We start from the raw sequence: 25,675 nt of genomic DNA, 5'->3' as shown, positions 1-25,675 counted from the left end.
TCTCACTGTTCACGACCAGACGACTGGGCCGTCTGCCCGTCGCCGGGGACCCGCGATGCGGTGCCCCGGCGAGGACGGCCGGTCCGGCCTGTCAGGAGAGGATCAGTTCTCCTTGAAGGGGAATCCGAGGTGCTTGAGAAGCGCCCGGCCCTCTTCGTCGTTCGTCGCGGTGGTGACGACAGTGATGTCCATACCGCGCGGACGATCGACCTTGTCGACGTCGATCTCGTAGAACATCGTCTGCTCGTTGAGACCGAAGGTGTAGTTGCCGTGACCGTCGAACTGCTTGCCGGAGAGGCCGCGGAAGTCGCGGATACGCGGCAGGGCGACGGTGGTCAGACGGTCCAGGAACTCCCACATGCGGTCGCCACGGAGGGTGACGCGCGCGCCGATGGGCATGCCCTCACGCAGCTTGAACTGCGCGATGGACTTGCGGGCCCGCCGGACCTCCGGCTTCTGGCCGGTGATCAGGGTGAGGTCGTTGATCGCGCCGTTGATGAGCTTGGCGTCGCGAGCGGCGTCGCCGACGCCCATGTTGACGACGACCTTGACGACGCCCGGGATCTGCATGACGTTCGCGTATTCGAACGTCTCGTTCAGCGCCGGCTTGATCTCGCTACGGTACTTCGCCTTGAGGCGCGGGGTGTAGCCGGTGGGAAGAGCGGTATCGGTCATGGTCACAGGTCCTTCCCGGTCTTACGCGAGACACGGACGCGCTTGCCGTTCTCGTCGGTGCGGATTCCGACCCGGGTCGGGGTGCCGTCGGCGTCCACGACCATCACGTTGGACACGTGGATCGGGGCCTCCTGGGTGACGATGCCGCCGGAGGAGGCGCCACGCTCGGCAGCCGAGTTGGAGGTGTGCTTCTTGATGCGGTTGACGCCCTCGACGAGGACCTTCTCCTGGGCGGGGAAGGCCTGGATGACCTTGCCCTTCGCGCCCTTGTCCTTGCCCGAGATGACGAGCACGGTGTCGCCCTTGTGAACCTTCATGTCAGAGCACCTCCGGAGCCAGCGAGACGATGCGCATGAACTTCTTGTCGCGCAGCTCGCGGCCGACGGGCCCGAAGATGCGCGTGCCACGCGGGTCGTTGTCGTTCTTGATGATGACGGCGGCGTTCTCGTCGAACTTGATGTACGACCCGTCCGGGCGACGGCGCTCCTTGGCGGTGCGCACGATGACGGCCTTGACGACCTCACCCTTCTTGACGTTGCCGCCGGGGATGGCGTCCTTGACGGTGGCGACGATGATGTCGCCCACGCCCGCATAGCGACGCTTGGACCCGCCGAGAACGCGGATGCAGAGAATCTCCTTGGCACCCGTGTTGTCGGCGACCTTCAGCCGCGACTCCTGCTGGATCATGGTTCTCCTGACCAGGTCTGTTCGATGTGTGCCGGATACCGACCCGACACACGCGGTCATGCCGCCCGGGCGCGCGAAAGGTGCGCGACAGCTCGGGCAACTGTTCCAGTGTAGGGTGCGGCTGCTCCGCGGCCCAAATCCCGGTCAGCTGCCGCCCGACCCCGCCGAGCCGCCGCCCACCGTGCGGAGCGATCCGGAGGCGCCGGCCGAGCCCGTCCCGCCCGAAGAGCCGGCCGAGCCGGCCGAGCCCAGGGAGCCGAGCGGGCTGTGCTCGCGATCCGCCACTCCCCCGGTCGTGGCCCGCGAGTTGGGAACGGCGGCATCGAGCCCGGAGAGGATGTGCTGCAGCCCCGGAAGCATCTGCGGGACGAAGGTCGGCCAGTTGTGGATACCCGCGTCCATGTAGACGACCTGCAGATCGACATCCGGGACCCCGCGCAGTGCGCCCTCGAGCGCGCGGGTGCTCTCGTAGGACCCCTTCTCGAGGATGTGGCCGTCGAGCAGCACGACTTCGTTACTCCCGAAGTACCCCAGCTCGGTCGATCCGACGAGCCCGGTGGCAGCGCTGAGGAACACGGACTGTCCGGCCAGCCCGCTCGGGTCGGCGACCGTGTCGTGGTCCTCCCACGCCTGCGATCCCCGTGGTCCCCACATGTTGGTCACCTCACCGTGGCGGGCGGCCACGGTCAGACGGGCGTACTGGTACCCGAGCTCGTCCAGTGTCGAATAGGCACCCGACACTCCCCCGGCCCCGCTGAACATCTCCGGAGTGGAGTTGGCCAGGTGGAGCGCCGACGCCGCCCCCATCGAGACGCCCAACACGCCCCAGTCCCCGTTGTGCGCGAGCCCGTCGGCGGTGCCTTCGAGACCCTGCTCGAGCAGCGGCGGCAGCTCCTCGGTCAGGAACGTCTCCCAGCTGTTGGGGCCGAGGACCGGATCGTCGGTCCGCCAGTCGGACCACATCGATGACGGAGCGCCGGTCGGCGCGATCACGTTGACGTCGAGGTCGCGCACGGCCGGATCGCCCCAGCCCATGCCACCGCTCCAGCCCGAGGGGGACTCGCTGCCCACACCGTCGAGGAAGTAGACGTTGGGGGCGTCGACGCCCGCGGGAGCGCGGTAGACCTCCACCCGCACGACCCGCTGCATCGTCGCCGACGTGACCGTCCAGACCTCGGCGCGCCCGTCGACCTCGTGTGGGGACGCGGGGAAGAGCGGATCTATGCTCCGCACCTCGGACCGGGTGATCGACTTGTCGCGGACCGCTATCGGCTGCCCGGGCGGCAGCGAGCTGCCGGGGCGGGCGAAATCCCCGGACCCGGCGTCCGCGAGTGATCCGAGGACGCCCGTCAACGGGATCGGCGCGCCGAGATGGGTCGAGGCGGCAATACTCAGCGACGGTACCCCGAACAGGCTCCCGGGCACGACGCTCGGCGCCAGGGACGCAGGGTCGACGGACCCCGGCCCGATCGATCCGGCGTCGGGGCTCTGCGCGGCGGCCGGCACGGCCCCGCCGGCGATCAGAGCCACCGCGGCTGCCGACGCGGCGAGGGCGCGCAATCCGCGGGCGGCCCCGGCTCGCACTTCCTTCCGCTGGTGATTATCCACTCGTACGGTCATGTGGCGTCCTGTCCTGGCTGGGCGATGTCGCTGTCGTGTGTGAGGCTCCGGTCCGTACCCGGGCCGATGACACAGTACGTTCCCCGTCGTATCAGCGTCTACTCATGTGACAAATGCGAACAACCCGCCCCCGGGAATCCCAGGGGCGGGTTGCTCGTGTGGAGCGGGGCGGACCTACTTGGCGCGCTCCAGGACCTCCACGAGGCGGTACCGCTTCGAGGCGGACAGCGGGCGGGTCTCCATGATCCGCACGCGGTCGCCGACACCGGCGGTGTTGGTCTCGTCGTGCGCCTTGACGCGCTCCGTACGTCGCATGATCTTGCCGTACAGCGGGTGCTTCACGCGGTCCTCGAGCTCGACGACGATGGTCTTCTCCATCTTGTCGGACACGACGTACCCGATCCGCACCTTGCGGCTGTTGCGCTCGGTGTTCTCGTTGGACTCAGTCACAACTGCTTCCTTGTCACTCACTTGGCATCACCCGGCGCCGCCGACAGCCCGAGCTCGCGCTCGCGCATGACAGTGTAGATGCGAGCGATGTCGTGACGGACGACACGCAGGCGACGGTTGTTGGTCAGCTGACCGGTGGCCATCTGGAAGCGCAGGTTGAACAGCTCTTCCTTGGCCTCACGCAGACGCGCGGTCAGCGCTTCCGCGTCGAGCTCGCGCAGCTCGGGGGCGGTGGTTCCACTAGCCATCAGAACTGCTCCTCCCGGGTCACGATGCGGGTCTTACAGGGGAGCTTGTGCTGCGCGCGGCGAAGCGCCTCGCGAGCGGTCTCCTCGTTCGGGTACGACATCTCGAAGAGGATGCGCCCCGGCTTGACGTTGGCGACCCACCACTCGACCGAGCCCTTACCGGAACCCATGCGGACCTCGGCGGGCTTCTTGGTCAGCGGACGGTCCGGGTAGATGTTGATCCAGACCTTGCCACCACGCTTGATGTGGCGGTTGATGGCGATACGAGCGGACTCGATCTGACGGTTGGTGACGTACGCCGGCTCGAGGGCCTGGATGCCGTAGTCACCGAACGTCACCTTGGTGCCGCCCTTGGCCGCACCGCTGCGGCCGGGGTGGTGCTGCTTGCGGTGCTTGACGCGCTTCGGGATCAGCACGGTCAGGCCTCCTTGTTTTCTGCGGGCGCCTCGGCCGGGGCAGCCGAGCCGGCGCGGCCGGTCTCGGTGCTGGTGGCCGTGGTGCCCTGGGCGCCGGAGCGACGGGGCCGGCCGGCACCGCGCTCGCGGCGCGGGCCACGGTCAGCGCCACCGCGGTTGCTGGACTGGGCGTACTGGTCGGACTCGCGGCGACCGCCCACGACGTCGCCCTTGTAGATCCACACCTTGACGCCGATGCGACCGAAGGTCGTCTTGGCCTCGTAGGTGCCGTAGTCGATCTCGGCACGCAGGGTGTGGAGCGGGACGCGGCCCTCGTGGTAGCGCTCCGAGCGGGACATCTCGGCACCGCCGAGACGGCCCGAGCAGACCACCTTGATGCCCTTGACCTGCGGCTGGCGCATGGCGGACTGGATGCCCTTGCGCATCGCGCGGCGGAAGGCGACGCGGTTGGACAGCTGCTCGGCGATGCCCTGGGCGACGAGCTGGGCGTCGGCCTCGGTGTTCTTGATCTCGAGGATGTTGAGGTGGACCTGCTTGCCGGTGAGCTTCTCGAGCTCGCCACGCAGGCGGTCGGCCTCGGCGCCACGACGACCGATCACGATGCCGGGACGGGCGGTGTGGATGTCCACGTGGACTCGGTCACGGGTACGCGAGATGTCCACGCCCGAGATGCCGGCCCGCTCCATGCCCTTCGACAGGAGCTGGCGGATCTTGATGTCCTCGGACACGTAGTCGGCGTACTGCTTGTCGGCGAACCACTTGGACGTCCAGTCCGAGGTGATGCCCAGACGGAAGCCGTGCGGATGGATCTTCTGTCCCATTTAGCGGGCACCTCCCTGGTTACGACGTCCCCGGCCGGATCCGGCCTTCTCGGGCACGCTGGTCACCTCGACGGTGATGTGGCTCGTGCGCTTCCGCACGCGGAAGGCCCGGCCCTGGGCGCGCGGACGGAACCGCTTCAGGGTCGGCCCCTCGTCGGCGTACGCCGTGGTGACGACCAGGGTCCGGGGATCCAGATCCAGGTTGTTCTCGGCGTTCGCGATCGCCGACGCCAGAACCTTGGCGACCGGCTCGCTGGCGGACTGCGGGGCGAACCGCAGGATGTCCAGCGCGTCAGAGGCGTCCTTGCCTCGGACCAGGTCGATCACACGACGCGCCTTCATGGGCGTGACGCGGACGAACTTAGCGGTGGCGCGGGCGGTGAGCTTCTGCTCGGCCTGCGCGTCGTTCTTCTGGGTGTCAGTGCTCATCGACGCTTACTCTTCCGATCGTCCTTGATGTGCCCCTTGAACGTGCGCGTCGGCGCGAACTCGCCGAGCTTGTGACCCACCATCGAGTCGGACACGAACACGGGCACATGCTTGCGGCCGTCGTGGACGGCGAACGTGTGGCCGATGAAATCGGGCAGGATCGTCGAGCGACGCGACCAGGTCTTGATGACCTGATGAGTGCCCTTGTCGTTCTGCACGTCCACCTTCGCGAGGAGGTGTTCGTCGACGAACGGACCCTTCTTGAGACTACGAGGCATCCTAGTTTCCCTCCTTAGCGCTTCTTACCGGTGCGACGGCGACGGACGATGAGGCTGTCGCTCGCCTTGTTGGGCTTGCGGGTCCGGCCCTCGGGCTGGCCCCACGGGCTGACGGGGTGACGTCCACCGGACGTCTTGCCCTCGCCACCACCGTGCGGGTGGTCGATGGGGTTCATGACCACACCACGGACGGTCGGGCGGACGCCCTTCCACCGCATGCGGCCGGCCTTACCCCAGTTGATGTTGGCCTGCTCGGCGTTGCCGACCTCGCCGATCGTGGCGCGGCAGCGCACGTCGACCCGGCGGATCTCACCGGACGGCATACGCAGGGACGCGTAGGTGCCCTCCTTGCCGAGCAGCTGGATACCGGCGCCGGCCGCGCGGGCCATCTTGGCGCCGCCGCCCGGGCGCAGCTCCACCGCGTGCACGACCGTGCCGGCGGGGATGTTGCGGAGCGGCAGGTTGTTGCCGGTCTTGATGTCGGCGCCTGCGCCCGACTCCACCTTCATGCCCTGCTTGAGGTTGCGGGGGGCGAGGATGTAGCGCTTCTCGCCGTCCGCGTAGTGCAGGAGCGCGATGTTCGCGGTGCGGTTCGGGTCGTACTCGATGTGCGCCACGGTGGCGAGCACGCCGTCCTTGTCGTTCCGACGGAAGTCGATGACACGATACTGACGCTTGTGCCCACCGCCCTTGTGGCGGGTGGTGATGCGGCCGTGGCCGTTACGGCCGCCGGTCTTGCTGAGCGGGCGCAACAGCGACTTCTCGGGCGTCGAGCGGGTGATCTCGGCGAAGTCCGAGACGCTCGAGCCGCGACGACCGGGGGTCGTGGGCTTGTACTTGCGGATAGCCATGAGGTTCTCTCGTCCTTAACTCTTCCCGCCCTCAGGCGGTCAGACCCGGGATCTCGATGGGCTTGCTGTCGGCCGCGAGGGTCACGATGGCGCGCTTGGTGCTCTTGCGCTGTCCGTACCCGGTGCGGGTGCGCTTGCGCTTGCCCTGACGGTTAGCGGTGTTCACGGACTCCACCGTGACGCCGAAGATCTCCTGGATGGCGATCTTGATCTGCGTCTTGTTGGCGTCCGGGGCCACCAGGAACGTGTACACGCCCTGCTCGAGCAGGCCGTATGCCTTCTCGGAGACGACCGGGGCGAGGATCACGTCCCGGGGATCGGCGACGGTGCTCACTTGTCGGCCTCCTTCGCAGCCTTGCCGGCGAGCGAACGGCTCGCCTGCGTGACGAACGCGTCCAGAGCCTCGACCGAGAACACGACGTCGTCGGCGTTCAGGACGTCGTAGGTGTTGAGCTGATCCGGAGCGATCGGGTGGACATGATCGAGGTTGGCGGCGGAGCGCCACGCGGCGAGGTCCTCGCGGCCGACGACGATCAGGAACTTCTTCCGGTCGGACAGGGTGCCGAGGAAGTCACGGACACCGGAGGTCGACGGCTTCTGGCCCTCGACGAACTCGGTGACCACGTGGATACGCTCGCTGGCGGCCCGGTCGGACAGGGCGCCACGCAGAGCGGCGGCCTTCATCTTCTTGGGCGTGCGCTGCGAGTAGTCGCGCGGCTTGGGGCCGTGGACCGTGCCGCCGCCGGTGTAGGCGGGGGCGCGGGTCGAGCCCTGACGGGCGCGGCCGGTGCCCTTCTGGCGGAACGGCTTACGACCGCCGCCGCGGACCTCGCCGCGGGTCTTGGTCGAGTGGGTGCCCTGGCGCGCCGCGGCGAGCTGGGCCACCACGACCTGGTGCATCAGGGGCAGATTGGGCTCGACGCCGAAGATCTCGGCGGGGAGCTCGACCGAGCCGTCGGTCGAGCCGGCTGGGGTACGGACATCCAGCTTGAGGTTCACGGTGTTCTCCGTCGTGGTCATGCGCGCGCACCGCCCTTCACAGCGGAACGGACCATCACGAGGCCGCCGTTGCGACCCGGGATGGCTCCCTTGATGAGGAGGACGCCGGCCTCGGCGTCAACCTTGTGGACCTTGAGGTTCATGGTGGTCACACGCTCGTTGCCCATGCGGCCGGCCATGGCCTTGCCCTTGAAGACGCGGCCGGGCGTCGAGGCGCCTCCGATGGAACCGGGCTTACGGTGCACCGCCTGGGTACCGTGCGAGGCGCCCTGACCAGCGAAGCCGTGGCGCTTCATGGTGCCGGCGAACCCCTTGCCCTTCGACGTGCCGGTGACGTCGACGAAGGCACCGTCCTCGAACACGTCGGCGCCGATCTCCTGGCCGATCTCGAAGCCGGAGGCCTGCTCGGCGTTGTCGAGCCGGATCTCGGCGATATGCCGGCGCGGGGTGACCCCGGCCTTCTCGAACTGACCCGCGACCGGCTTGGTGACCTTGCGGGGGTCGATCGCGCCGAACGCGATCTGGACGGCGTTGTAGCCGTCGTTCTCTTCGGTACGAATCCCGGTCACGACGCACGGCCCGGCCTTCACGACGGTCACCGGGACCACCCGGTTGTTCTCGTCGAAGACCTGGGTCATGCCGAGCTTGGCGCCCAGGATGCCCTTGATCTCGGTGTTACTCATCTGTTCACTGTCTCCGCTGCACGTTGCTTGCTGACCGCTACGCGGTCGGAGGTCACTGGATGTTGACGTCGACGCTGGCAGGCAGGTCGATGCGCATGAGCGCGTCCACGGTCTTCGGCGTGGGGTCGAGAATGTCGATCAACCGCTTGTGGGTACGCATCTCGAAGTGCTCACGCGAATCCTTGTACTTGTGCGGCGAGCGGATGACGCAGTAGACGTTCTTCTCGGTGGGCAGCGGCACGGGGCCGACGACACGAGCACCCGTACGGGTCACCGTCTCGACGATCTTGCGCGCCGATGCGTCGATGGCCTCGTGATCATAGGCCTTGAGCCGGATGCGGATCTTTTGTCCCGCCACTTCGTCCTCTTCTCCTCCCGCCCGTGAAGGCGGCTGTCGTGAGCGCCCTCGCCGCGCGGGGACACTACTGTGTTCGCTTGTCATACGTGACACCGTCAGACCGTCGATAACCCGGTCCCGTGCATCGGTGCCCGTCGTGGAGGGCTCCCCCGTGCACACACGTGACACGACTACGAGACCCCCAGAGGACGGGATGCCGCACACTCGCGCGAGGCGAGGATGACGGCGGACCGATCCGCTGCCGCTGTTGACGTGTCACGACGCGTCCACGCAGTCGGGCGTGTCGCCCTCCCGCTTTCCCGGCGGGTGATCGCTCACCCGCCACTGTCGTGCTCGCCCGGCCAACCCGACCCAGCGCACCGATCCCTGAGGACCCATACGCAGACGCCGCCTTGTCCGGGCAACTCGACCAGTATGCAGTACATCGTGGCCGAGGGCAAAATCGGCGGGCCCGACGCCTTACTCCCGCACCGCCTCAGCCCGGACATCGCCGCGTCGGGCATGCTGATGTGGGTACCGTCGGGGAGATCAACGACCGCGTCCGCCCACTAGGAGATCTGCCCGTGAACAGTCGACGTGAACCCCGTGACCCGGTCGCCTATCGAAGGGACAGGCGGCAGGCCGTCCTCCGCCATCATCCCGACAAGGGCGGCGATCCCGACGCGCTCCTGCGCGCTCTCGAAGAGGTCGACAGGCGACACGGCGTGGTGGGCGCCGGTCGCGGCGATCACGGCGCCAGCGCCGAACAGGTCGCCGCGGTCGCCGTCACGGCGTTCGCGGGGGTCGCCGCGGTCGGCCTGTCCGTCGCCATGAGCATCCTGGGCCGCCGACGATGATCGACTCGGGACCACCGCCGCCAGCGAATGCGTGAAGGGCGCCCCACCTCTTGGTGGGACGCCCTTCACGAGTAGCGCGAGTTGCTCACCCGCGCCGTGGGATCACTCGATCACTTGATGATCTTCGTGACCTGGCCGGCGCCGACGGTGCGGCCACCCTCACGGATGGCGAACCGCAGGCCCTCGTCCATCGCGACCGGCTGGATGAGCTCGACGCTCATCTCGGTGTTGTCGCCCGGCATGACCATCTCGGTGCCCTCGGGGAGGGTCACGACGCCGGTCACGTCCGTGGTACGGAAGTAGAACTGCGGGCGGTAGTTGTTGAAGAACGGCGTGTGACGGCCACCCTCGTCCTTGGACAGGATGTACGCCTGACCCTCGAACGTGGTGTGCGGGGTGTAGGCGCCCGGCTTGATGACGACCTGGCCGCGCTCGACGTCCTCACGCTTGAGGCCACGCACCAGCAGACCGACGTTGTCGCCGGCCTCGCCGTAGTCGAGCAGCTTACGGAACATCTCGATGCCCGTGATGGTGGTCTTGGTGGCCTTGTCGCGGATGCCGATGAGCTCGACGTCCTCGTTGACGTTGATCCGGCCACGCTCGATACGACCGGTGACGACGGTGCCACGGCCGGTGATCGTGAAGACGTCCTCGACGGGCATGAGGAACGGCTTGTCCGTCTCACGCTCGGGATCGGGGATCGAGTCGTCGCAGGCCTGCATGAGGTCACGAACGGCCTGGACCCACTTCTCGTCACCCTCGAGCGCCTTCAGCGCCGAGATGTGCACGACGGGGGCGTCCTCGTCGAACTCCTGCGAGGCCAGCAGCTCGCGGACCTCCATCTCGACGAGCTCGAGGATCTCCTCGTCGTCGACCATGTCGCACTTGTTGAGGGCGACGAGGATGTAGGGCACGCCGACCTGACGGGCGAGCAGCACGTGCTCACGGGTCTGGGGCATCGGGCCGTCGGTGGCCGCCACGACCAGGATCGCGCCGTCCATCTGGGCGGCACCGGTGATCATGTTCTTGATGTAGTCGGCGTGACCGGGGGCGTCGACGTGCGCGTAGTGACGCTTCTCGGTCTGGTACTCGACGTGGGAGATGTTGATCGTGATGCCACGAGCCTTCTCCTCCGGCGCCTTGTCGATCTCGTCGAACGCGAAGGCGTCGTTGAGCTCGGGGTAGGTGTCCGCCAGAACCTTGGTGATGGCCGCGGTGGTGGTGGTCTTACCGTGGTCGACGTGACCGATGGTGCCGATGTTAACGTGCGGCTTCGTCCGCTCGAACTTCGCCTTCGCCACTTGTTGTCCTCCTGGACTGGTCTGTCCCCACCCGTCGAGGTGGGCACTGCATTGTGTGGGGTCTGATCTTACTCATCGTGCCGTGAGGCACGAACCGGCGGCCACCCGGAGGTTCGACCGTGCGCCGCCGGCATCGGCCCCGGCGCGCCTTCACAGACGCACCGGAGCCGTACCGGTCACTCGCCGGTCGCCTTGGCGATGATCTCCTTGGCCACGCTCGCCGGGACCTCGGCGTAGTGGGAGAAGACCATCGAGTAGTTGGCCCGGCCCTGCGTCTTCGACCGGAGGTCACCGACGTAGCCGAACATCTCGGAAAGCGGCACGTTGGCCTTCACGACGCGGGCGCCGGAGCGCTCCTCCATCGCGTTGACCTGGCCGCGGCGGGAGTTGAGGTCGCCGATGACGTCACCCATGTAGTCCTCCGGCGTCACGACCTCGACGGCCATGAGCGGCTCCAGGATCACGGGCTGGCACTTACGGGCGGCCTCCTTGAAGGCCATCGAACCCGCGACCTTGAACGCCATCTCGGACGAGTCCACCTCGTGGTACGCGCCGTCGACCAGGGTGGCCTTGATGTTGACCATCGGGTACCCGGCGAGGATGCCGTACTGCATCGCGTCCTGGATACCGGCGTCCACGGAGGGGATGTACTCCTTGGGGACGCGGCCACCGGTGACCTTGTCGCTGAACTGGTAGGTCTCGCCCTCTTCGACGGCCTCCTGATCGAGCGGCGCGAGCGCGATCTGCACCTTCGCGAACTGACCGGAACCACCGGTCTGCTTCTTGTGGGTGTAGTCGTACTTGTCGATCGAGCCCTTGATGGTCTCACGGTACGCGACCTGCGGCTTGCCGACGTTGGCCTCGACCTTGAACTCGCGCTTCATACGGTCCACGAGGACGTCCAGGTGCAGCTCGCCCATGCCGCCGATGACCGTCTGACCGGTCTCCTCGTCCAGGCGCACGGAGAAGGTGGGGTCTTCCTCGGCGAGCTTCTGGATGGCGGTCGACAGCTTCTCCTGGTCGGCCTTGGTCTTGGGCTCGATGGAGACGTCGATAACCGGGTCCGGGAACGTCATCGACTCGAGGACGACCTGGTCGTTCAGGTCGCACAGCGTGTCACCGGTGGTGGTGTCCTTGAGTCCGATGAAGGCGTAGATGTTGCCGGCCACGGCCTCGTCGACCGGGTTCTCCTTGTTGGCGTGCATCTGGAAGAGCTTGCCGACACGCTCCTTCTTGCCCTTGGTCGAGTTGGCGACCTGGGCACCCGGCTCGACCCGACCCGAGTAGACGCGCACGAACGTGAGCTTACCGAAGAAGGGGTGCACGGCGATCTTGAACGCCAGCGCGGAGAACGGCTCGTCCTTGGACGGCTTCCGGAGGATCTCGGTCTCCTCGTCGCCGACCTTGTGGCCGTGGACCTCGCCGATGTCGAGCGGGGTCGGGAGGAAGTCGATGACCGCGTTGAGCATCGGCTGGATGCCCTTGTTCTTGTACGCGGAACCGCACAGGACCGGGTACACCTCGGAGTTGACGGTCATCTTGCGGATGGCCGCCTTGATCTCGTCGAGGGTGAGCTCTTCGCCGCCGAAGTACTTCTCCATGAGCTCTTCGCTGCTCTCGGCGACGGTCTCGAGGAGCTTCTCGCGGTACTCCTCGGCCTTCTCCTGGAGCTCGGCCGGGATGTCCTGGATCTGCGCCTCGGCGCCGATCTCGGTCTTACCCGGCCAGACGTGGGCCTTCATGGTGAGCAGGTCGACGATGCCGTCGAACTGGTCCTCGGCACCGATCGGCAGCTGCAGGACCAGCGGCTTGGCGCCGAGACGGTCGATGATGGTCTGGACCGTGTAGTAGAAGTCCGCACCCAGCTTGTCCATCTTGTTGACGAAGCAGATGCGGGGGACGTCGTACTTCTCGGCCTGGCGCCAGACCTGCTCGGACTGGGGCTCGACGCCCTCCTTGCCGTCGAAGACGGCGACGGCGCCGTCGAGCACGCGGAGCGAGCGCTCGACCTCGACTGTGAAGTCGACGTGACCCGGGGTATCGATGATGTTGATCTGGTTGTCGTTCCAGAAGCAGGTCACCGCGGCCGAGGTGATCGTGATGCCGCGCTCCTTCTCCTGCTCCATCCAGTCGGTGGTCGACGCGCCGTCGTGGGTCTCGCCGGCCTTGCGGTTGACACCCGTGTAGAACAGGATGCGCTCGGTCGTGGTGGTCTTACCGGCGTCGATGTGCGCCATGATGCCGATGTTTCGGACCTTGTTGAGGTCGGTCAGCACGTCCTGTGCCACGGATTCTCCCGATTGTGAGTCGTCGGTGGCCCGTGCGGTCGGTGTCGACCGTCCGAACCGGGTCGGTGTTACTGCCGGTACCCGCACTCGGTGCGGCCGGTACGGGCCTTGTTCAATGATGCCACCCGGCGGGTGACCGCGGGACCCTGGCCGGGGGGGTCGTTCCCGACACCGCCCCGGCCACGGCCCCACCGGATCACCAGCGGTAGTGCGCGAACGCCCGGTTGGCCTCGGCCATCTTGTGCGTGTCCTCGCGACGCTTGACCGCGGCACCCAGGCCGTTGGCGGCGTCCAGGATCTCGTTGGCGAGACGCTCGACCATCGTGTTCTCGCGACGCTGCCGGGAGAAGGTCACCAGCCAGCGCATCGCCAGGGTCGTCGAACGCCCGGGGCGGACCTCGACGGGCACCTGGTAGGTGGCGCCGCCGACACGACGGGAGCGGACCTCGAGGGCCGGGCGGACGTTGTCCAGGGCCTTCTTGAGGGTGATGACCGGGTCGGTTCCGGTCTTCTCGCGGCAGATCTCCAGCGCCGAGTAGACGATGCGCTCGGCGGTGGTCTTCTTACCGTCGAGGAGGATCTTGTTCACGAGCTGGGTGACCAGCGGCGACCCGTAGACCGGGTCGTTGATGAGCTGGCGCTTCGGGGCGGGACCCTTACGAGGCATTACTTCTCCTTCTTGGCGCCGTAGCGGGAGCGGGCCTGCTTGCGGTCCTTCACACCCTGGGTGTCGAGCGAGCCGCGGATGATCTTGTAACGGACACCCGGGAGGTCCTTCACACGACCGCCGCGCACGAGCACCATCGAGTGCTCCTGCAGGTTGTGGCCCTCGCCGGGGATGTAGGCGGAGACCTCGACGCCGCTGGTCAGGCGCACACGGGCGACCTTACGGAGCGCGGAGTTCGGCTTCTTGGGGGTCGTGGTGTACACGCGGGTGCACACGCCGCGACGCTGAGGCGAACCCTTGAGGGCAGCCGTCGACGTCGCCGACTTCTTGTCCTGGCGGCCCTTGCGGACCAGCTGGTTGATGGTTGGCATGAACCGACTTTCTCTAGCTGGCGGCCTCCGTCGAGGGCGACCACCGGTCTCTGGGACATGGCTCGTATCCGGACTCTCGCGCACCTGTCGCCGCGCACGGGCGACCTCGTCAGCCGCTCTCGCTGGCCTACAGGGCACGATCCTCCAGCTCGCATACTGCGAGCACGATGGTCAAGCCTAACCGCCCGGAGGAGTGACGGTCAAAATGAGGCGTTCGCGACATCCCCGGACGGCGACTCGGGGGTCTCCTCGAGGACGCCGTCGAGGGTTTGCGCCCAGAACCGCACAATCTTCTCACGCCGCTCGGAGTCGTCCGAGAGGACGTCGGCGAGGCCGAGCCCGCGGGCGAGGTCGAGGGTGGTCTGGAGCCCGCGTCGCACGCGGACGTCGGCGGCGTCCCGACCGAGTGCCGCCGCGGCGATGGCCAGCACCTCGCGTGACATGTGGTTCTCGAGGGGCAGGACCCGGTCACGGAGCGCCGGATCGCTCGCCGCGGCGGTCCACACGTGCAGGGCGGCTTTGAACAGGTTCGAGGTGTAGTGCTGAACGATGAACCCCACCACGGCGACGGTCCGCTCGGGCCCGGGCTCGGGCAGATCGAGCCCGCCCCGTCGGACGTCGGAAATGCGCTGCTCGATCATGTGACCGAGCGCGGCCGTGATGAGGTCCTCGCGGGTCGGGAAGTGGTGCTGGGCGGCGCCCCGTGAGACGCCGGCGGCGGCGGCCACCGCTCCGACGGTGGTCGCCGCCCACCCCTGGGTGGCGAGGAGGTCGATGGAGGCACCGAGCAGTCGCTCCCGCGTGATGCGGCTGCGGTCCTGCTTGGGCACGCGCTGCTCTGGTGCCGTCATGCGTCCTCCTATTACCAGTCCTGCTCGTCGTAGATGATCACACCGCGAAGATTCTTGCCGTCGCGCATGTCCTGGTAACCCTGGTTGATCTCCTCGAGCCGGTACGTCTTGGTGATGAGTTCGTCGAGTTTGAGGTTGCCCGCCCGGTACTGGTGCAGCAGGTGCGGGATCTGCTTGCGCGGGCCGGTGCCGCCGAAGATGGCCCCCTGCAGGGTCTTCTGCTGCATCGCCAGGTCAAGTATTGAGATCTGGGCGTCGACCGCGTTCATGTCGCCGAGCCCCACCACCACGCACCGTCGCCCCTTGCCGGTGAGCAGCAGCCCCGGGAGCAGATCCTTGCCCTCGACAACGCCCATGGTGAGGATGACGAGGTCGGCCATCCGGCCCCAGCTGATCTCCCCCACCAGCCCCATCGCCTCGTCCATCGAGGCACAGGTGTGGGTCGCGCCGAATTCCACGGCCTTCTCACGCTTGAACTCGACGGGGTCGACCGCGACGATGGCGCGCGCTCCGGCGGCCGCCGCGCCCTGCACGGAGTTGACGCCGATGCCGCCCACGCCGACGACGACGACGATGTCGCCCTCCTTGGCGCCGCCGATCTCCGTGGCCGATCCCCAGCCCGTGCACACGCCGCACCCGAGCAGGGCAGCCTTGTCCAGGGGGATGTCCTTCTCGATTTTGATGACCGACGACTGGTGCACGGTGACGTGGGGCGCGAACGTGCCGAGGACACACATCGTGGCGACATCGGTTCCGTCGGCCGTGTGGACCCGGTACCCGCCGTCGCTGATGGCCCGCCCGCTGAGCAGGCCGGCGCCGTTGTCACAGAGGTTCTGCAGGCCTTCGGAACAGGGCGGACAGGTACCGCAGGCGGGGATGAAGGCCAGGACCACGTGATCGCCCTCCTCGAGTCCGATCACCCCCTCCCCCACCTTGGTGATCACACCGGCACCTTCGTGACCGCCCATGATCGGATACGACTCGAACTGCAGGTCCCCCGTGAGCAGGTGCTCGTCGGAGTGGCAGAGACCTGACGCTGCCAGCCTGATCTGGACCTCCCCGGCTTGGGGATCGTCGATGTCGACGTCGACGATCTCCCAGCCGTCCTGCTTCGGCTCCCGGATGATGGCGGCCTTGGTGCGCATTCGCGCCTCCTCAGAAGAGAAAGGGTGAGTGAGAAAGAGTGACGTGGCACTAGTCACGTGACCAGTGTCACAGTTCAACCTACTCCGACTCCGCCTCCCAGGAGGGCCGTCTGCGTTCCAGGAACGCCGTCATCCCCTCGGCGACCTCGGGGGTGCCGAACAGGCGGGCCGTGACGCCCGCCAGGTCCTCGCCCCGTGCATCCAGCTCGGCGAGCAACGGTGCGCTGAGCAGGGCCTTGTTCTCCTCGAGGCCTTGTGGGGAGCAGGGCCCGAACGCCGCGACGAGCTCGGCGACGGCGGCGTCGAGATCGTCGACCGCCTCGGAGAGCAGACCGATGGAACGCGCGTGGGCGGCATCGAACTTCTCCCCCGTCAGCAGTGCCCGGGTGAGGTCACGCGAGTTCACGCGCGCGGCCAGCGGTACCGAGATCATGGCCGCGGCGAGGCCGAGGCGGACCTCGGTCAGTGCGAACGTCGAAGCCGGGCCGGCCAGCGCGAAGTCGCATGCCGCCACCAGCCCCATCCCGCCCGCACGGACATGACCGTCGACGGCCGCGATCACGGGTTTGGGATGGGACACGATCGCCCGCAGCAGGCCCAGGAAGATCCGGGTCCGCTCGGCCGCCTGCTCCTGCGGACTGCTCTCCGGAGCGGCGGCCGAGGCCTCCGAGAGGTCCGCCCCGGCGCAGAACGTGCCGCCCGCGTGCCCGAGCACGACCACCCGCGCGGCGTCCTCGCCGGCCGCGCGTTCGAGCGCGGCGTGGAGTTGCTCGACGAGAGCCGTGGAGATGGCGTTCCGGTTGTGTTGCGAGTCGAGGGTGAGGCGGGCGGCACCGCCGGAGACCTCGTAGCGCACCAGCATCCGGTCGCCCCCGGCCCGATCACTCCGGGCCTGATCACTTCGGGCCTGATCACTCCGGGCCTGATGACTCATCGCCTGGTCACTCATGTCACGCCCCTCAGTAGCTCTTCGGCAGCCCGAGCGAATGCTGGGCGACGTAGTTGAGGATCATCTCCCGGCTGACGGGCGCGATCCGGGGCAGCCGGGACGCGGCGAGCATCCCCGCCAGGCCGTACTCGACCGACAGTCCGTTGCCGCCGAGGGTCTGGATGGCCTGGTCGACCGAGTGGGCCGAGACCTCGCCGGAGGCGTACTTGGCCATGTTCGCGGCCTCCCCGGCGAGGTCGTCGCGGCCGGCGTCGACCAGGGCGGCTGCCTTGCGCATCATCAGCCGCGCGAGTTCGAGCTCGATCTTGCACTGCGCGAGCGGGTGGGCGACGCCCTGGTGCGCGCCGATGGGGGTCTTCCACACCGCCCGCTCGTTGGCGTACTTCGTGGCCCGGTCCAGGGCGAAGCGAGCGGTGCCGCACGCCATGCCGGAGGCCATGATGCGCTCGGGGTTGAGGCCCGCGAACAGCATGAGCAGGGCGGTGTCGCCGTCGCCGATGAGCGCCTCGGCGGGTACGCGGACGTCGTCGAAGTACAGCTGGAACTGCCGCTCCGGCGTACGCACCTCCGTGGGGATGTGGGTCTTCTCCAGCCCGGGCGCGTCCGTGGGGACCATGAACAGCGCCGGCTCGAGTCGGCCCGAGGCGGAGCCCTCGAGCCGGGCCACGACGAGGATGGCATCGGCCTGGTCGACGCCGGAGATGTAGGTCTTCTGACCGCTGATGAGGAAGTCCGCGCCGTCGCGGCGGGCGGTGGTGGTGATGGCGTGTGAGTTGGAGCCGGCGTCGGGTTCGGTGATCGCGAACGACGTGATGGTCTCGCCCGACGCGATGCCGGGCAGCCAGCGCTTTTTCTGCTCCTCCGTGCCGAAGCGAGAGATGATGGTGCCGTTGATGGCGGGCGAGACGACCATCATGAGCAGCCCGGCGCCGGCGGCGGAGAGCTCCTCCTCGACGATCGCGAGCTCGGTCATGCCGGCACCGCCTCCGCCGTACTCCTCGGGCAGGTTCACGCCGAGCAGGCCGAGCCTGCCGGCCTCGGTCCACAACTCGTCGGTGGTCTCCCCCGCGTCGGACTTCGATCGCATGTATTCGAGCCCGTAGCGCGAGCCCAGGTCATAGGCCACCTTGCGGAGCTGGGCCTGCTCGTCGGTGTCGATCACGGGATTGGGGATCTGGGAGATGTCGGTCATCGTGGTCACTCCTGGGCTGTGGTGGGATCGGTGGTGTCGGTGTCGTCGGTGTCGGTGCCGTGGGTGTCGGTGCCGGGTTCGGTGACGACGGCGAGGACCGTTCCCGACTCGACCTGGGTGCCGACCTCCACGGGAAGCTCGGTGACGATGCCGTCGACGGCGGCCGCGATGGTGTGTTCCATCTTCATGGCCTCCATCCACAACAGGGGCTGGCCCGCGGTGACGGTGTCCCCGACGGAGACGGCCACCCGGATGACCGCACCCGGCATGGGCGCGAGCAGCGACCCCGCGGCGACCTCGGCGGCCGGGTCGGTATAGCGCGGAGGTTCGACAAGCGAGACGGGCCCGAGCGGCGAGTCGACCTCGACGACGGTGTCCGCGCCCGGGGTCTCGTAGCGCGCCACGGTGAACACCCGCCGTACCCCCCGGACCGAGAGCACGGCGGAGTCGGCGGACACATCCTCGATGCCGACGACGTCGGCGAGCTCGCCGACCGGGCGGGGGCCCGAGCGGTCGCGGAGGTAGCTCACCTCGAGCTCGTCCTCGCCGACCCGGAAGGTGCGCTTCTGAAGGGCGCGACCGACGTTGCGGAAGCCTGGCTGCGCCAGAGCGACCGGGCCGGCGGCGTGCTCGGCGGTGCCGGAGACGACGGCAGCGGCCAGGGCGGAGATCCGCACCGCCTCGGCGTCGGCGAGCGGCGCGGCCAGCGCCCCGGCGCCGTGGTCGTCGAGGAACGCGGTGGACAGGTTGCCGGCGACGAACTCGGGGTGACGCAGTACGCGGACGAGCTGCGCGCGGTTGGTGGTCAGGCCGTGCACCTTCGCGCGGGCGAGCGCTCCGGCGAGGGAGGCACGGGCCTCGGCGCGGGTGCGACCGTAGGAGATCACCTTGGCCAGCATGGGGTCGTAGTGCACGCCGATGAGGGCGCCGCCGGGGCCCGGCTCGACGCCGCTGTCCAGGCGGATGCCCGGGCGGTGCGGCCCGGAGAACCATGACGAGACGCCGGGGACGTCCAGCGCCCACAGGGTCCCCGTCCCGGGCGTGTAGTCGTTCGCGGGGTCCTCGGCGTACAGGCGGGCCTCGAGAGACCAGCCGTGGGCGGCCGGGGGCTCGGCCGACGGCAGCGGCAGGCCCGCGGCCACGTCGAACTGAAGGGCGACGAGGTCCAGACCGGTGGTGGCCTCGGTGACCGGGTGCTCCACCTGGAGGCGGGTGTTCATCTCGAGGAAGAAGAACTCGCCGTCGTCGGTGGCCAGGAACTCCACCGTGCCGGCGCCGGTGTACCCGATCGCGGCGGCGGCGTGCCGCGCCGCCTCGTAGAGCTTCTCCCGCATGCCGGGGGTGCGCTCGACGAGCGGGCTGGGGGCCTCCTCGATGACCTTCTGGTGGCGGCGCTGGATGGAACACTCGCGCTCCCCGACCGCCCAGACGGTGCCGTGGGCGTCTGCCATGACCTGGACCTCGATGTGTCGGCCGCGTTCGAGGTAGCGCTCGCAGAACACCGCGTCGTCGCCGAAGGCCGACCCGGCCTCGCGCTGCGCGGCGGCGATCTCGTCCTGCAGCGAGTCGAGGGTGCGGACGACGCGCATGCCACGACCACCGCCACCGGCGGAAGCCTTGATCAGGACGGGGAGCATGTCGGAGGTGACGTCGGCGGGTTCGAGGTCGGTGAGCATCGGCACGCCCGCGGCGGCCATCATCTTCTTGGCCTCGATCTTGGAGCCCATGGCCTCGATCGCGGCGACCGGCGGCCCGACCCAGGTCAGCCCTGCCGCGATCACATCGCGGGCGAACCCGGCGTTCTCGGACAGGAAGCCGTATCCGGGGTGGATCGCATCGGCGCCGGCCGCCTGCGCCGCGGCGATGACCAGGTCACCGCGCAGGTAGGTCTCGGCCGGGGTGTTTCCCGGCAGCCGGACCGCCGCGTCGGCCTCGCGGGTGTGGGGCGCGTCCGCGTCGGCGTCGGAGAAGACGGCGACGGTGCTCATCCCGAGCGCGCGGGCGGTGTGGTGGACGCGCCGGGCGATCTCGCCGCGGTTGGCCACCAGGACGGACGTGATGGGTGTGGTGCTCATGGTCTCGTTCCTCACATCCGGAAGACGCCGAAGCGGTCGGTTCCGGCGACCTCTCCGGAGTGGATCGCGGACAGGCTGAGGCCCAGCACCGTCCGGGTGTCTCGGGGGTCGATGACGCCGTCGTCGTAGAGCATCCCGGACAGGAACGCCGGCAACGACTCGGACTCGATCTGGTCGGCGATCGCCGCCTTGAGCCCCTCGATGGTCTCGGGGTCCATCTCCTCTCCACGGGCGGCCGACGCGGCGGCCGCCACCGAGGTGACGACGTCGGCGAGCTGCTGGCCGCCCATCACCGCGGACTTGGCGCTGGGCCAGGAGTAGAGGAACCGCGGGTCGAAGGCGCGGCCGCACATCCCGTAGTGGCCGGCGCCGTAGGACGCGGCCGTGATGAGAGACAGGTGCGGGACCTCGGAGTTGGAGACCGCGTTGATCATCATGGCGCCGTGCTTGATGATGCCGCCGCGCTCGTACTCCGAGCCGACCATGTAGCCCGTGGTGTTGTGCATGAACAGCAGCGGGGTGTCGTAGCGGTTGGCCAGTTCGATGAACTGCGTGGCCTTCTGGGCCTCCTCGCTGAAGAGCACGCCGCGGGCGTTGGCGATGATGCCGATCGGGTAGCCGTGGATCTCGGCCCACCCGGTGCACACGCTCGCGCCGTAGAGGGGCTTGAACTCGTCGAAGTCCGAGCCGTCCACGATGCGGGCGATGATCTCGCGCGGGTCGAAGGGGATCTTGAGGTCGTCGGGCACGATGCCCAGGAGCTCGTCGGCGTCGTAGAGCGGCTCGACCACGTCGGCGCGCGGTGCGCGCCCGGCCTTGGTCCAGTTGAGGCGGCGGACGATGCCGCGGGTGATGCGCGCGGCGTCGGACTCGTCGACGGCGAGGTGGTCGGCGAGCCCGGAGACCCGAGCGTGCATGTCGGCGCCACCGAGAGTCTCCTCGTCGGCGATCTCCCCGGTCGCGGCCTTGACCAGCGGAGGGCCGGCCAGGAAGACCTTGGACCGTTCCTCGATCATGACGACGTGGTCGCTCATGCCGGGCACGTAGGCGCCGCCGGCGGTGGAGTTGCCGTACACGACGGCGATGGAGGGGATGCCGGCCTTGGACAGCCGGGTGAGGTCACGGAACAGGCCGCCGCCCGGGACGAAGACCTCCTTCTGCGTGGGCAGGTCGGCGCCGCCGGACTCGACGAGGCTGATGACCGGGAGCCGGTTCTTCATGGCGACGTCGTTGAGTCGGAGGATCTTGCGTAGGGTCCAGGGGTTGGAGGTGCCGCCCTTGACCGTGGGGTCGTTGGCGATGAGCAGGCATTCGACGCCGGAGACCACCCCGATGCCGGCGACCACGGAGGCGCCGGTCTGGAAGTCCGAGCCCCACGCGGCGAGCGCGCACAGTTCGAGGAAGGGCGACTCGCGGTCGAGGATCATGTCGATCCGCTCGCGGGCGGTGAACTTGCCGCGCTCGCGGTGGCGGGCGACCTTGCGCTCGCCGCCACCGGCCAGTGCCGGCTCGAGGTCGGTGGCGAGCTGGTCCAGCTTGCCCTCCATCGCCTCTCTCGCTGCGCCGAACTCGGCGCTAGTGGTGTCCAGTGTGGACCGCAGGATGGTCATGCCGTGTACCCCAAACGTCGTCCGGCGAGGGTGGTGAGGATCTCGGTGGTGCCGCCGCCGATGCCGAGGAGTCGGACGTCGCGGTACTGGCGGCTCACCTCGGACTCGGCCATGAAGCCGAACCCTCCGAAGAGCTGCACCGCCTGGCCCGCGACCCATTCGGCGCACTCGACGGCGGTGTTCTTGGCGAAGCAGACCTCGGCGATGGCGTCGTGCCCGGCGACGGCGAGGTCGGCGCACCGGTGCGTGTAGGTGCGGGCCACGTCGACACGACGGGCCATCTCGGTGACCGTGTTCTGCACGGCCTGGCGCGACAGCAGCGGGCGGCCGAAAGTCTCGCGTTCGCGGACCCAGGCCAGGGTGAGGTCGAGGCAGCGCTGGGCGTGGGAGTAGCCCTGGGCGGCCAGCGCGATCCGCTCGCCCACGAAGCCGATGGCGATCTGGGCGAACCCCTCGTTCACCTCGCCGACGAGGTTCTCGACCGGCACCCGGCAGTCGGCGAAGGTCATCTCCGCGGTGTCGGAGGCGCGCCAGCCCAGCTTTTCCAGCGGGGCCGATCGGTGGAATCCCGGGGTGTCGGTGGGGATGACCAGGAGGCTGACGCCGGACGCCCCGGGTAGGTCCTCGCCGCCGGTGCGGACCGCGGTGACGACGAAGTCGGCGCGGGTACCGGAGGTGATGTACGTCTTGGCCCCGTTGACCACGAAGTGGTCGCCGTCCCGGCGCGCGGCGGTGGTCAGGTGCCCGACGTCCGACCCGCCGCCGGGCTCGGTGATGGCCAGGGAGCCGATCATCTCGCCGGCCAGGGTGGGGCGGACCCACCGGTCGATCTGATCGGGGCGTCCGGACTGGGCGAGGTGCGGGGTGGCGATGCCGCAGGTGAACAGGGAGGCGAAGACCCCGCCGGACACGCCGGCCTCGTGGAGGGCCTCGCACACGATGACCGAGTCGCGCATGTCTCCCCCGCCGCCGCCGACTTCCTCCGGGAACGACACGCCGAGCAGGCCGAGCTCCCCGGCCGCGCGGTGCAGGTCGCGGGGGATCGCTCCAGCGGCCTCCCACTCATCCTGGTGCGGCAGGATCTCACGCTCGGCGAAGCGAGTCGTGGTCTCGCGCAGGGCGAGACGTTCGTCGGTGTACCAGGGGTCCCCGGGGACGTGCGGTGGGATGGTGGGGGCTGTACTGCGTGGGATGGTCACGCGTTCTCCTCGGCGGCCGCGCGGGCGGCATCGGCGGTGGTGGGCACGGGGGCGGTGAGGGAGTCGGGGATGTCGACGTGTCGGGAGCGCAGCCACTCGGCCAGCCCCTTGGCCTGCGGGTCCCAGCGGTAGCCGTGGGCGACGCCCTTGCCGAGAAGACCGTCGATGACGAAGTTCACCGCGTGCAGGCGCGGCAGCTCGTAGCGCTCGATCGGCAAGTCGGCGGCCTCGGGCAGCAGGCGGCGGACTTCGTCGACGGTGAGCGTGGCCAGCATCCAGCGGTAGGCCTCCTCGTCACCGGCCCACAGCCCGATGTTCGCCGTACCGCCCTTGTCCCCCGAGCGGGCGCCGAGAACGTCGCCGAGAGGGCGACGGCGGACCGGGCCGGAGGGCGGGACGTAGGCGTCGAGCGGGGCCCCGTCGGCGCCGAGCCCGTCAGAGGTGTGGCCGTCGCCCATCTCCTGCGTCCGCTGCGGCGGTTCGATGTCGACGCGGGTGCCGTCGGGGAGCACGGCCACGTGCGGCACCTCGGTCTGCGGGAGGTAGGCGGGGATGTAGACGCCGTACGGTCCGCCGCGGCCGGGCGGTCCGCTCGGGGTGGCCCCGGGGTAGCTGGACAGCGTCATCGCGACGGCGGCGTCGGAGAACGCCCGGCCCACAACGTCGGGGTCCGCATCCCAGGCGACGATGGTCAGCATGGCCGTCGCGGCGGCCTGGGTGTCGGCGTCGGGGTGGTCGGTCCGGTGCAGACGGAAGTCGAGCTGGGCGGGTTCCCGCTCGAGGCCCGCGCGGAACTGCCGCTCGACCAGGGCGGCCTTGTCGGAGATGTCGAGGCCGGTGAGCAGGAACGTGACCTCGTTGCGGAATCCGCCGAGGCACGTGACCGACACCTTGGTGGTGGGCGGGGCGGGCTCGCCGAGGACTCCGGAGATGCGGACGCGGTCGGTGCCCTCCTGCTCCACCACGGCGGTGTCCAGGCGGGTGACGACGTCGGGGCCGCCGTACCGCGCGCCGGTGACCTCGTACAGCAACTGGGAGGTGACGGTGCCGACGGTCACGGCGCCGCCCGTGTCGGCGTGCTTGGTGATGATCGAGGTGCCGTCGGCGGAGATCTCGGCGATGGGGAACCCCGGTCGGGTGAGGTCGGCGATCTCGCCGCGGTCGAAGAACGCGTAGTTGCCGCCGGTGGCCTGGGTGCCGCACTCGATGACGTGACCGGCGGCCGTGGCGCCGGCGAGCGCGTCGAGGTCGTCGCGGCCCCAGCCGAAGTGGCTGATGGCCGGCCCGACGATGACAGAGGCGTCGGTGACGCGACCGGTGACGACGATGTCCGCGCCCGCGTCCAGGCAGCGCGCGATGCCGAACGCACCGAGGTAGGCGTTGGCGGTGACGGGGACGCCGGCGTCGGCCGGGATGTCGAGGTCAGAGACTCTGGACATGAGGTCGTCGCCCTCGACGTGCGCGACGACCGGCGACAGTCCGAGGCGCGTACCCAGCTCGCGGATCGCGTCGGCCAGTCCGGCCGGGTTGAGGCCGCCCGCGTTGGCGACGATCTTCACGTTCTTCTCGAGCGCGAGCCCGAGGCAGTCCTCGAGCTGGCGGAGGAACGTCTTGGCGTAGCCGAGCTCGGCGCTCTTCAGCCGGTCCCGGCCCAGGATGAGCATGGTCAGCTCGGCCAGGTAGTCGCCGGTGAGGACGTCGAGCTCGCCGCCCTCGAGCATCTCGCGCATCGCGGAGATGCGGTCGCCGTAGAACCCGGACATGTTGCCGACGCGGAGCGGGGGCACCGTCGACTCAGGGCCGACGCGGCGCGGCGCCGGTGGGGTGGACCCGGTCATGCCCGCGCTCCCTTCTCGCGGCCGCCGCCGGGGAGGCCGGCGAAGGCCTGGGCGATGCGCAGCCACTCCTCGGCCTCGGCGCCGACCGCCTCGTGGGCGGTGTCCTCGCGGTGGACGCGCTGGGTGACCAGCAGGCAGAAGTCGAGGATCGGCCCGGTGACGCGCTGCTCGGCGTCGGCGGGGCCGAACTCGACGACGGTGCCGTCGGCCTGCGCGAGCGCGACGTACACCTCTGAGGCGGGGGCCTCGAGGCCGTTCATCATGTAGGCGAAGGCGCGGGTCTTCCATCCCAGCCGGGCGACGTGCGGGAGGGCTCCCACGAACGCCGGGTCGGAGTCGACCGGGACGCCGAGCGCGTCGGCCACATCGACCCCGTGGGCCCAGGTCTCCATGATCCGCGCGGTGGTCATCGACTTGGGACGCATAGGCGGCCCGAACCACGGGATCTTCTCGCCCGGGTCCGCCGCCTTGAGGGCGTCGGCGAGCTCGCCACGGGCCAGGCGCCAGCGCGCGAGGACCTCGTCGCGGCCGGTGGCCGCGACCTCGGCGGCGCCGGCGTCGACGAAGCCGGTCGGGTCGGCCTCGGCCTTCTCGACGACCGACCGGAAGGCGTCCGCGTCGCGAATGGCGGTGACCGAGACCTCGTCGGTCCAGGCCAGGTGAGCGATCTGCAGGCCGATGTCCCAGCCCGCGGCCGGGGTGTCGATGTTCCAGCCGTCGACGCCGGCGGCCTCGACGAGCTCGTCCAGTCGGGCGCTGAGCGCGGCGAGGGCCGCGTGCGGATCCTCTGTGACGGAGGTCTCGGGGTTCGTCATGTGATCACGATGACACCCCGCCA

29 protein-coding genes are annotated in these 25,675 nt (G+C 69.1%); 1 reads left to right on the top strand and 28 read right to left on the bottom strand.

Going from position 1 to position 25,675, the window contains the following annotated elements:
- Positions 1–102: 102 nt before the first annotated feature.
- From rplE to rpsJ, 15 genes are all read right to left on the bottom strand, one after another.
- On the bottom strand, positions 103–675 hold the full coding sequence (gene rplE / locus DCI01S_RS05395; protein ID WP_043566766.1) for a 50S ribosomal protein L5: 573 nt from the start codon (positions 673–675) through the stop codon (positions 103–105).
- 2 nt (positions 676–677) lie between these two features.
- Entirely contained in the window at positions 678–992 is a 315-nt protein-coding gene (gene rplX, locus DCI01S_RS05390) for a 50S ribosomal protein L24 (protein ID WP_007628110.1), read from the bottom strand.
- Position 993: 1 nt separating this feature from the next.
- A complete protein-coding gene (rplN, locus tag DCI01S_RS05385; RefSeq protein ID WP_007628112.1) occupies positions 994–1,362 on the bottom strand; it encodes a 50S ribosomal protein L14 in 369 nt (122 codons plus the stop codon).
- 144 nt (positions 1,363–1,506) lie between these two features.
- Complete coding sequence (locus DCI01S_RS05380; protein ID WP_244881659.1) at positions 1,507–2,982, bottom strand: alpha/beta hydrolase; 1,476 nt, start codon at positions 2,980–2,982, stop codon at positions 1,507–1,509.
- 174 nt (positions 2,983–3,156) lie between these two features.
- Positions 3,157–3,453, bottom strand: a complete 297-nt coding sequence (rpsQ, locus tag DCI01S_RS05375; protein WP_174521529.1) for a 30S ribosomal protein S17 — start codon at positions 3,451–3,453, stop codon at positions 3,157–3,159.
- Positions 3,450–3,680 (bottom strand): 50S ribosomal protein L29, encoded by a 231-nt coding sequence (rpmC, locus tag DCI01S_RS05370; protein ID WP_007628118.1) that lies wholly within the window; start codon positions 3,678–3,680, stop codon positions 3,450–3,452. Before rpmC ends, rpsQ begins: the two co-directional genes overlap by 4 nt.
- Entirely contained in the window at positions 3,680–4,096 is a 417-nt protein-coding gene (rplP, locus tag DCI01S_RS05365) for a 50S ribosomal protein L16 (RefSeq protein ID WP_007628120.1), read from the bottom strand. Before rplP ends, rpmC begins: the two co-directional genes overlap by 1 nt.
- Positions 4,097–4,098: 2 nt before the next feature.
- Complete coding sequence (rpsC, locus tag DCI01S_RS05360) at positions 4,099–4,917, bottom strand: 30S ribosomal protein S3 (RefSeq protein ID WP_007628122.1); 819 nt, start codon at positions 4,915–4,917, stop codon at positions 4,099–4,101.
- Positions 4,918–5,346, bottom strand: coding sequence for a 50S ribosomal protein L22 (rplV, locus tag DCI01S_RS05355; protein ID WP_061228296.1), 429 nt, complete (start codon positions 5,344–5,346; stop codon positions 4,918–4,920). It abuts the gene before it with no gap.
- On the bottom strand, positions 5,343–5,624 hold the full coding sequence (gene rpsS / locus DCI01S_RS05350) for a 30S ribosomal protein S19 (RefSeq protein ID WP_007628126.1): 282 nt from the start codon (positions 5,622–5,624) through the stop codon (positions 5,343–5,345). Before rpsS ends, rplV begins: the two co-directional genes overlap by 4 nt.
- 14 nt (positions 5,625–5,638) lie before the next feature.
- Positions 5,639–6,475, bottom strand: a complete 837-nt coding sequence (gene rplB, locus DCI01S_RS05345) for a 50S ribosomal protein L2 (protein ID WP_061228295.1) — start codon at positions 6,473–6,475, stop codon at positions 5,639–5,641.
- A 31-nt stretch (positions 6,476–6,506) separates the two neighbouring features.
- Complete coding sequence (rplW, locus tag DCI01S_RS05340; RefSeq protein ID WP_007628130.1) at positions 6,507–6,809, bottom strand: 50S ribosomal protein L23; 303 nt, start codon at positions 6,807–6,809, stop codon at positions 6,507–6,509.
- Positions 6,806–7,495, bottom strand: coding sequence for a 50S ribosomal protein L4 (gene rplD / locus DCI01S_RS05335; protein ID WP_061228294.1), 690 nt, complete (start codon positions 7,493–7,495; stop codon positions 6,806–6,808). The genes rplW and rplD overlap by 4 nt, the downstream gene beginning before the upstream one ends.
- Positions 7,492–8,157, bottom strand: a complete 666-nt coding sequence (gene rplC / locus DCI01S_RS05330) for a 50S ribosomal protein L3 (RefSeq protein WP_061228293.1) — start codon at positions 8,155–8,157, stop codon at positions 7,492–7,494. The genes rplD and rplC overlap by 4 nt, the downstream gene beginning before the upstream one ends.
- A 52-nt stretch (positions 8,158–8,209) precedes the next feature.
- Positions 8,210–8,515, bottom strand: a complete 306-nt coding sequence (gene rpsJ, locus DCI01S_RS05325; protein WP_003938093.1) for a 30S ribosomal protein S10 — start codon at positions 8,513–8,515, stop codon at positions 8,210–8,212.
- A gap of 563 nt (positions 8,516–9,078) precedes the next feature.
- Here rpsJ and DCI01S_RS05320 point away from each other — a divergent pair.
- A complete protein-coding gene (locus DCI01S_RS05320) occupies positions 9,079–9,351 on the top strand; it encodes a hypothetical protein (RefSeq protein WP_061228292.1) in 273 nt (90 codons plus the stop codon).
- 110 nt (positions 9,352–9,461) lie between these two features.
- Here the strand turns inward: DCI01S_RS05320 and tuf are convergent, their stop codons facing one another.
- The 13 genes from tuf to DCI01S_RS05255 form a co-directional block, all read right to left on the bottom strand.
- Positions 9,462–10,652: an elongation factor Tu gene (gene tuf / locus DCI01S_RS05315; RefSeq protein ID WP_061228291.1), complete on the bottom strand. Its 1,191-nt coding sequence runs from the start codon at positions 10,650–10,652 to the stop codon at positions 9,462–9,464.
- A gap of 176 nt (positions 10,653–10,828) precedes the next feature.
- The gene (gene fusA / locus DCI01S_RS05310) at positions 10,829–12,940 is read right to left on the bottom strand and encodes an elongation factor G (RefSeq protein WP_061228290.1); all 2,112 of its coding nucleotides are present in this window, start codon (positions 12,938–12,940) and stop codon (positions 10,829–10,831) included.
- 196 nt (positions 12,941–13,136) lie between these two features.
- Positions 13,137–13,607, bottom strand: a complete 471-nt coding sequence (gene rpsG / locus DCI01S_RS05305) for a 30S ribosomal protein S7 (RefSeq protein ID WP_061228289.1) — start codon at positions 13,605–13,607, stop codon at positions 13,137–13,139.
- Complete coding sequence (gene rpsL / locus DCI01S_RS05300) at positions 13,607–13,978, bottom strand: 30S ribosomal protein S12 (RefSeq protein WP_007628148.1); 372 nt, start codon at positions 13,976–13,978, stop codon at positions 13,607–13,609. The genes rpsG and rpsL overlap by 1 nt, the downstream gene beginning before the upstream one ends.
- A 200-nt stretch (positions 13,979–14,178) precedes the next feature.
- The gene (locus DCI01S_RS05295; RefSeq protein ID WP_061228288.1) at positions 14,179–14,829 is read right to left on the bottom strand and encodes a TetR family transcriptional regulator; all 651 of its coding nucleotides are present in this window, start codon (positions 14,827–14,829) and stop codon (positions 14,179–14,181) included.
- 11 nt (positions 14,830–14,840) lie between these two features.
- Positions 14,841–15,974, bottom strand: coding sequence for an NDMA-dependent alcohol dehydrogenase (locus DCI01S_RS05290; protein WP_061228287.1), 1,134 nt, complete (start codon positions 15,972–15,974; stop codon positions 14,841–14,843).
- Between the two features lie 79 nt (positions 15,975–16,053).
- A complete protein-coding gene (locus DCI01S_RS05285) occupies positions 16,054–16,836 on the bottom strand; it encodes an enoyl-CoA hydratase family protein (protein ID WP_061228286.1) in 783 nt (260 codons plus the stop codon).
- Positions 16,837–16,933: 97 nt separating this feature from the next.
- A complete protein-coding gene (locus DCI01S_RS05280; RefSeq protein ID WP_061228339.1) occupies positions 16,934–18,115 on the bottom strand; it encodes an acyl-CoA dehydrogenase family protein in 1,182 nt (393 codons plus the stop codon).
- A 5-nt stretch (positions 18,116–18,120) separates the two neighbouring features.
- A complete protein-coding gene (locus tag DCI01S_RS05275) occupies positions 18,121–20,190 on the bottom strand; it encodes an ATP-binding protein (RefSeq protein WP_061228285.1) in 2,070 nt (689 codons plus the stop codon).
- Between the two features lie 11 nt (positions 20,191–20,201).
- The gene (locus DCI01S_RS05270) at positions 20,202–21,800 is read right to left on the bottom strand and encodes an acyl-CoA carboxylase subunit beta (RefSeq protein ID WP_061228284.1); all 1,599 of its coding nucleotides are present in this window, start codon (positions 21,798–21,800) and stop codon (positions 20,202–20,204) included.
- Complete coding sequence (locus tag DCI01S_RS05265; protein WP_174521528.1) at positions 21,797–22,999, bottom strand: acyl-CoA dehydrogenase family protein; 1,203 nt, start codon at positions 22,997–22,999, stop codon at positions 21,797–21,799. Before DCI01S_RS05265 ends, DCI01S_RS05270 begins: the two co-directional genes overlap by 4 nt.
- Entirely contained in the window at positions 22,996–24,837 is a 1,842-nt protein-coding gene (locus tag DCI01S_RS05260) for an acyclic terpene utilization AtuA family protein (protein ID WP_061228283.1), read from the bottom strand. Before DCI01S_RS05260 ends, DCI01S_RS05265 begins: the two co-directional genes overlap by 4 nt.
- Entirely contained in the window at positions 24,834–25,652 is an 819-nt protein-coding gene (locus DCI01S_RS05255) for a TIGR03084 family metal-binding protein (RefSeq protein WP_061228282.1), read from the bottom strand. The genes DCI01S_RS05260 and DCI01S_RS05255 overlap by 4 nt, the downstream gene beginning before the upstream one ends.
- Positions 25,653–25,675 lie beyond the last annotated feature (23 nt).

The organism is Dietzia cinnamea NBRC 102147 (genome assembly GCF_001571065.1).
Classification (GTDB): Bacteria; Actinomycetota; Actinomycetes; order Mycobacteriales; family Mycobacteriaceae; genus Dietzia; species Dietzia cinnamea.
This window is presented reverse-complemented; position numbering and strand designations above follow the sequence as displayed.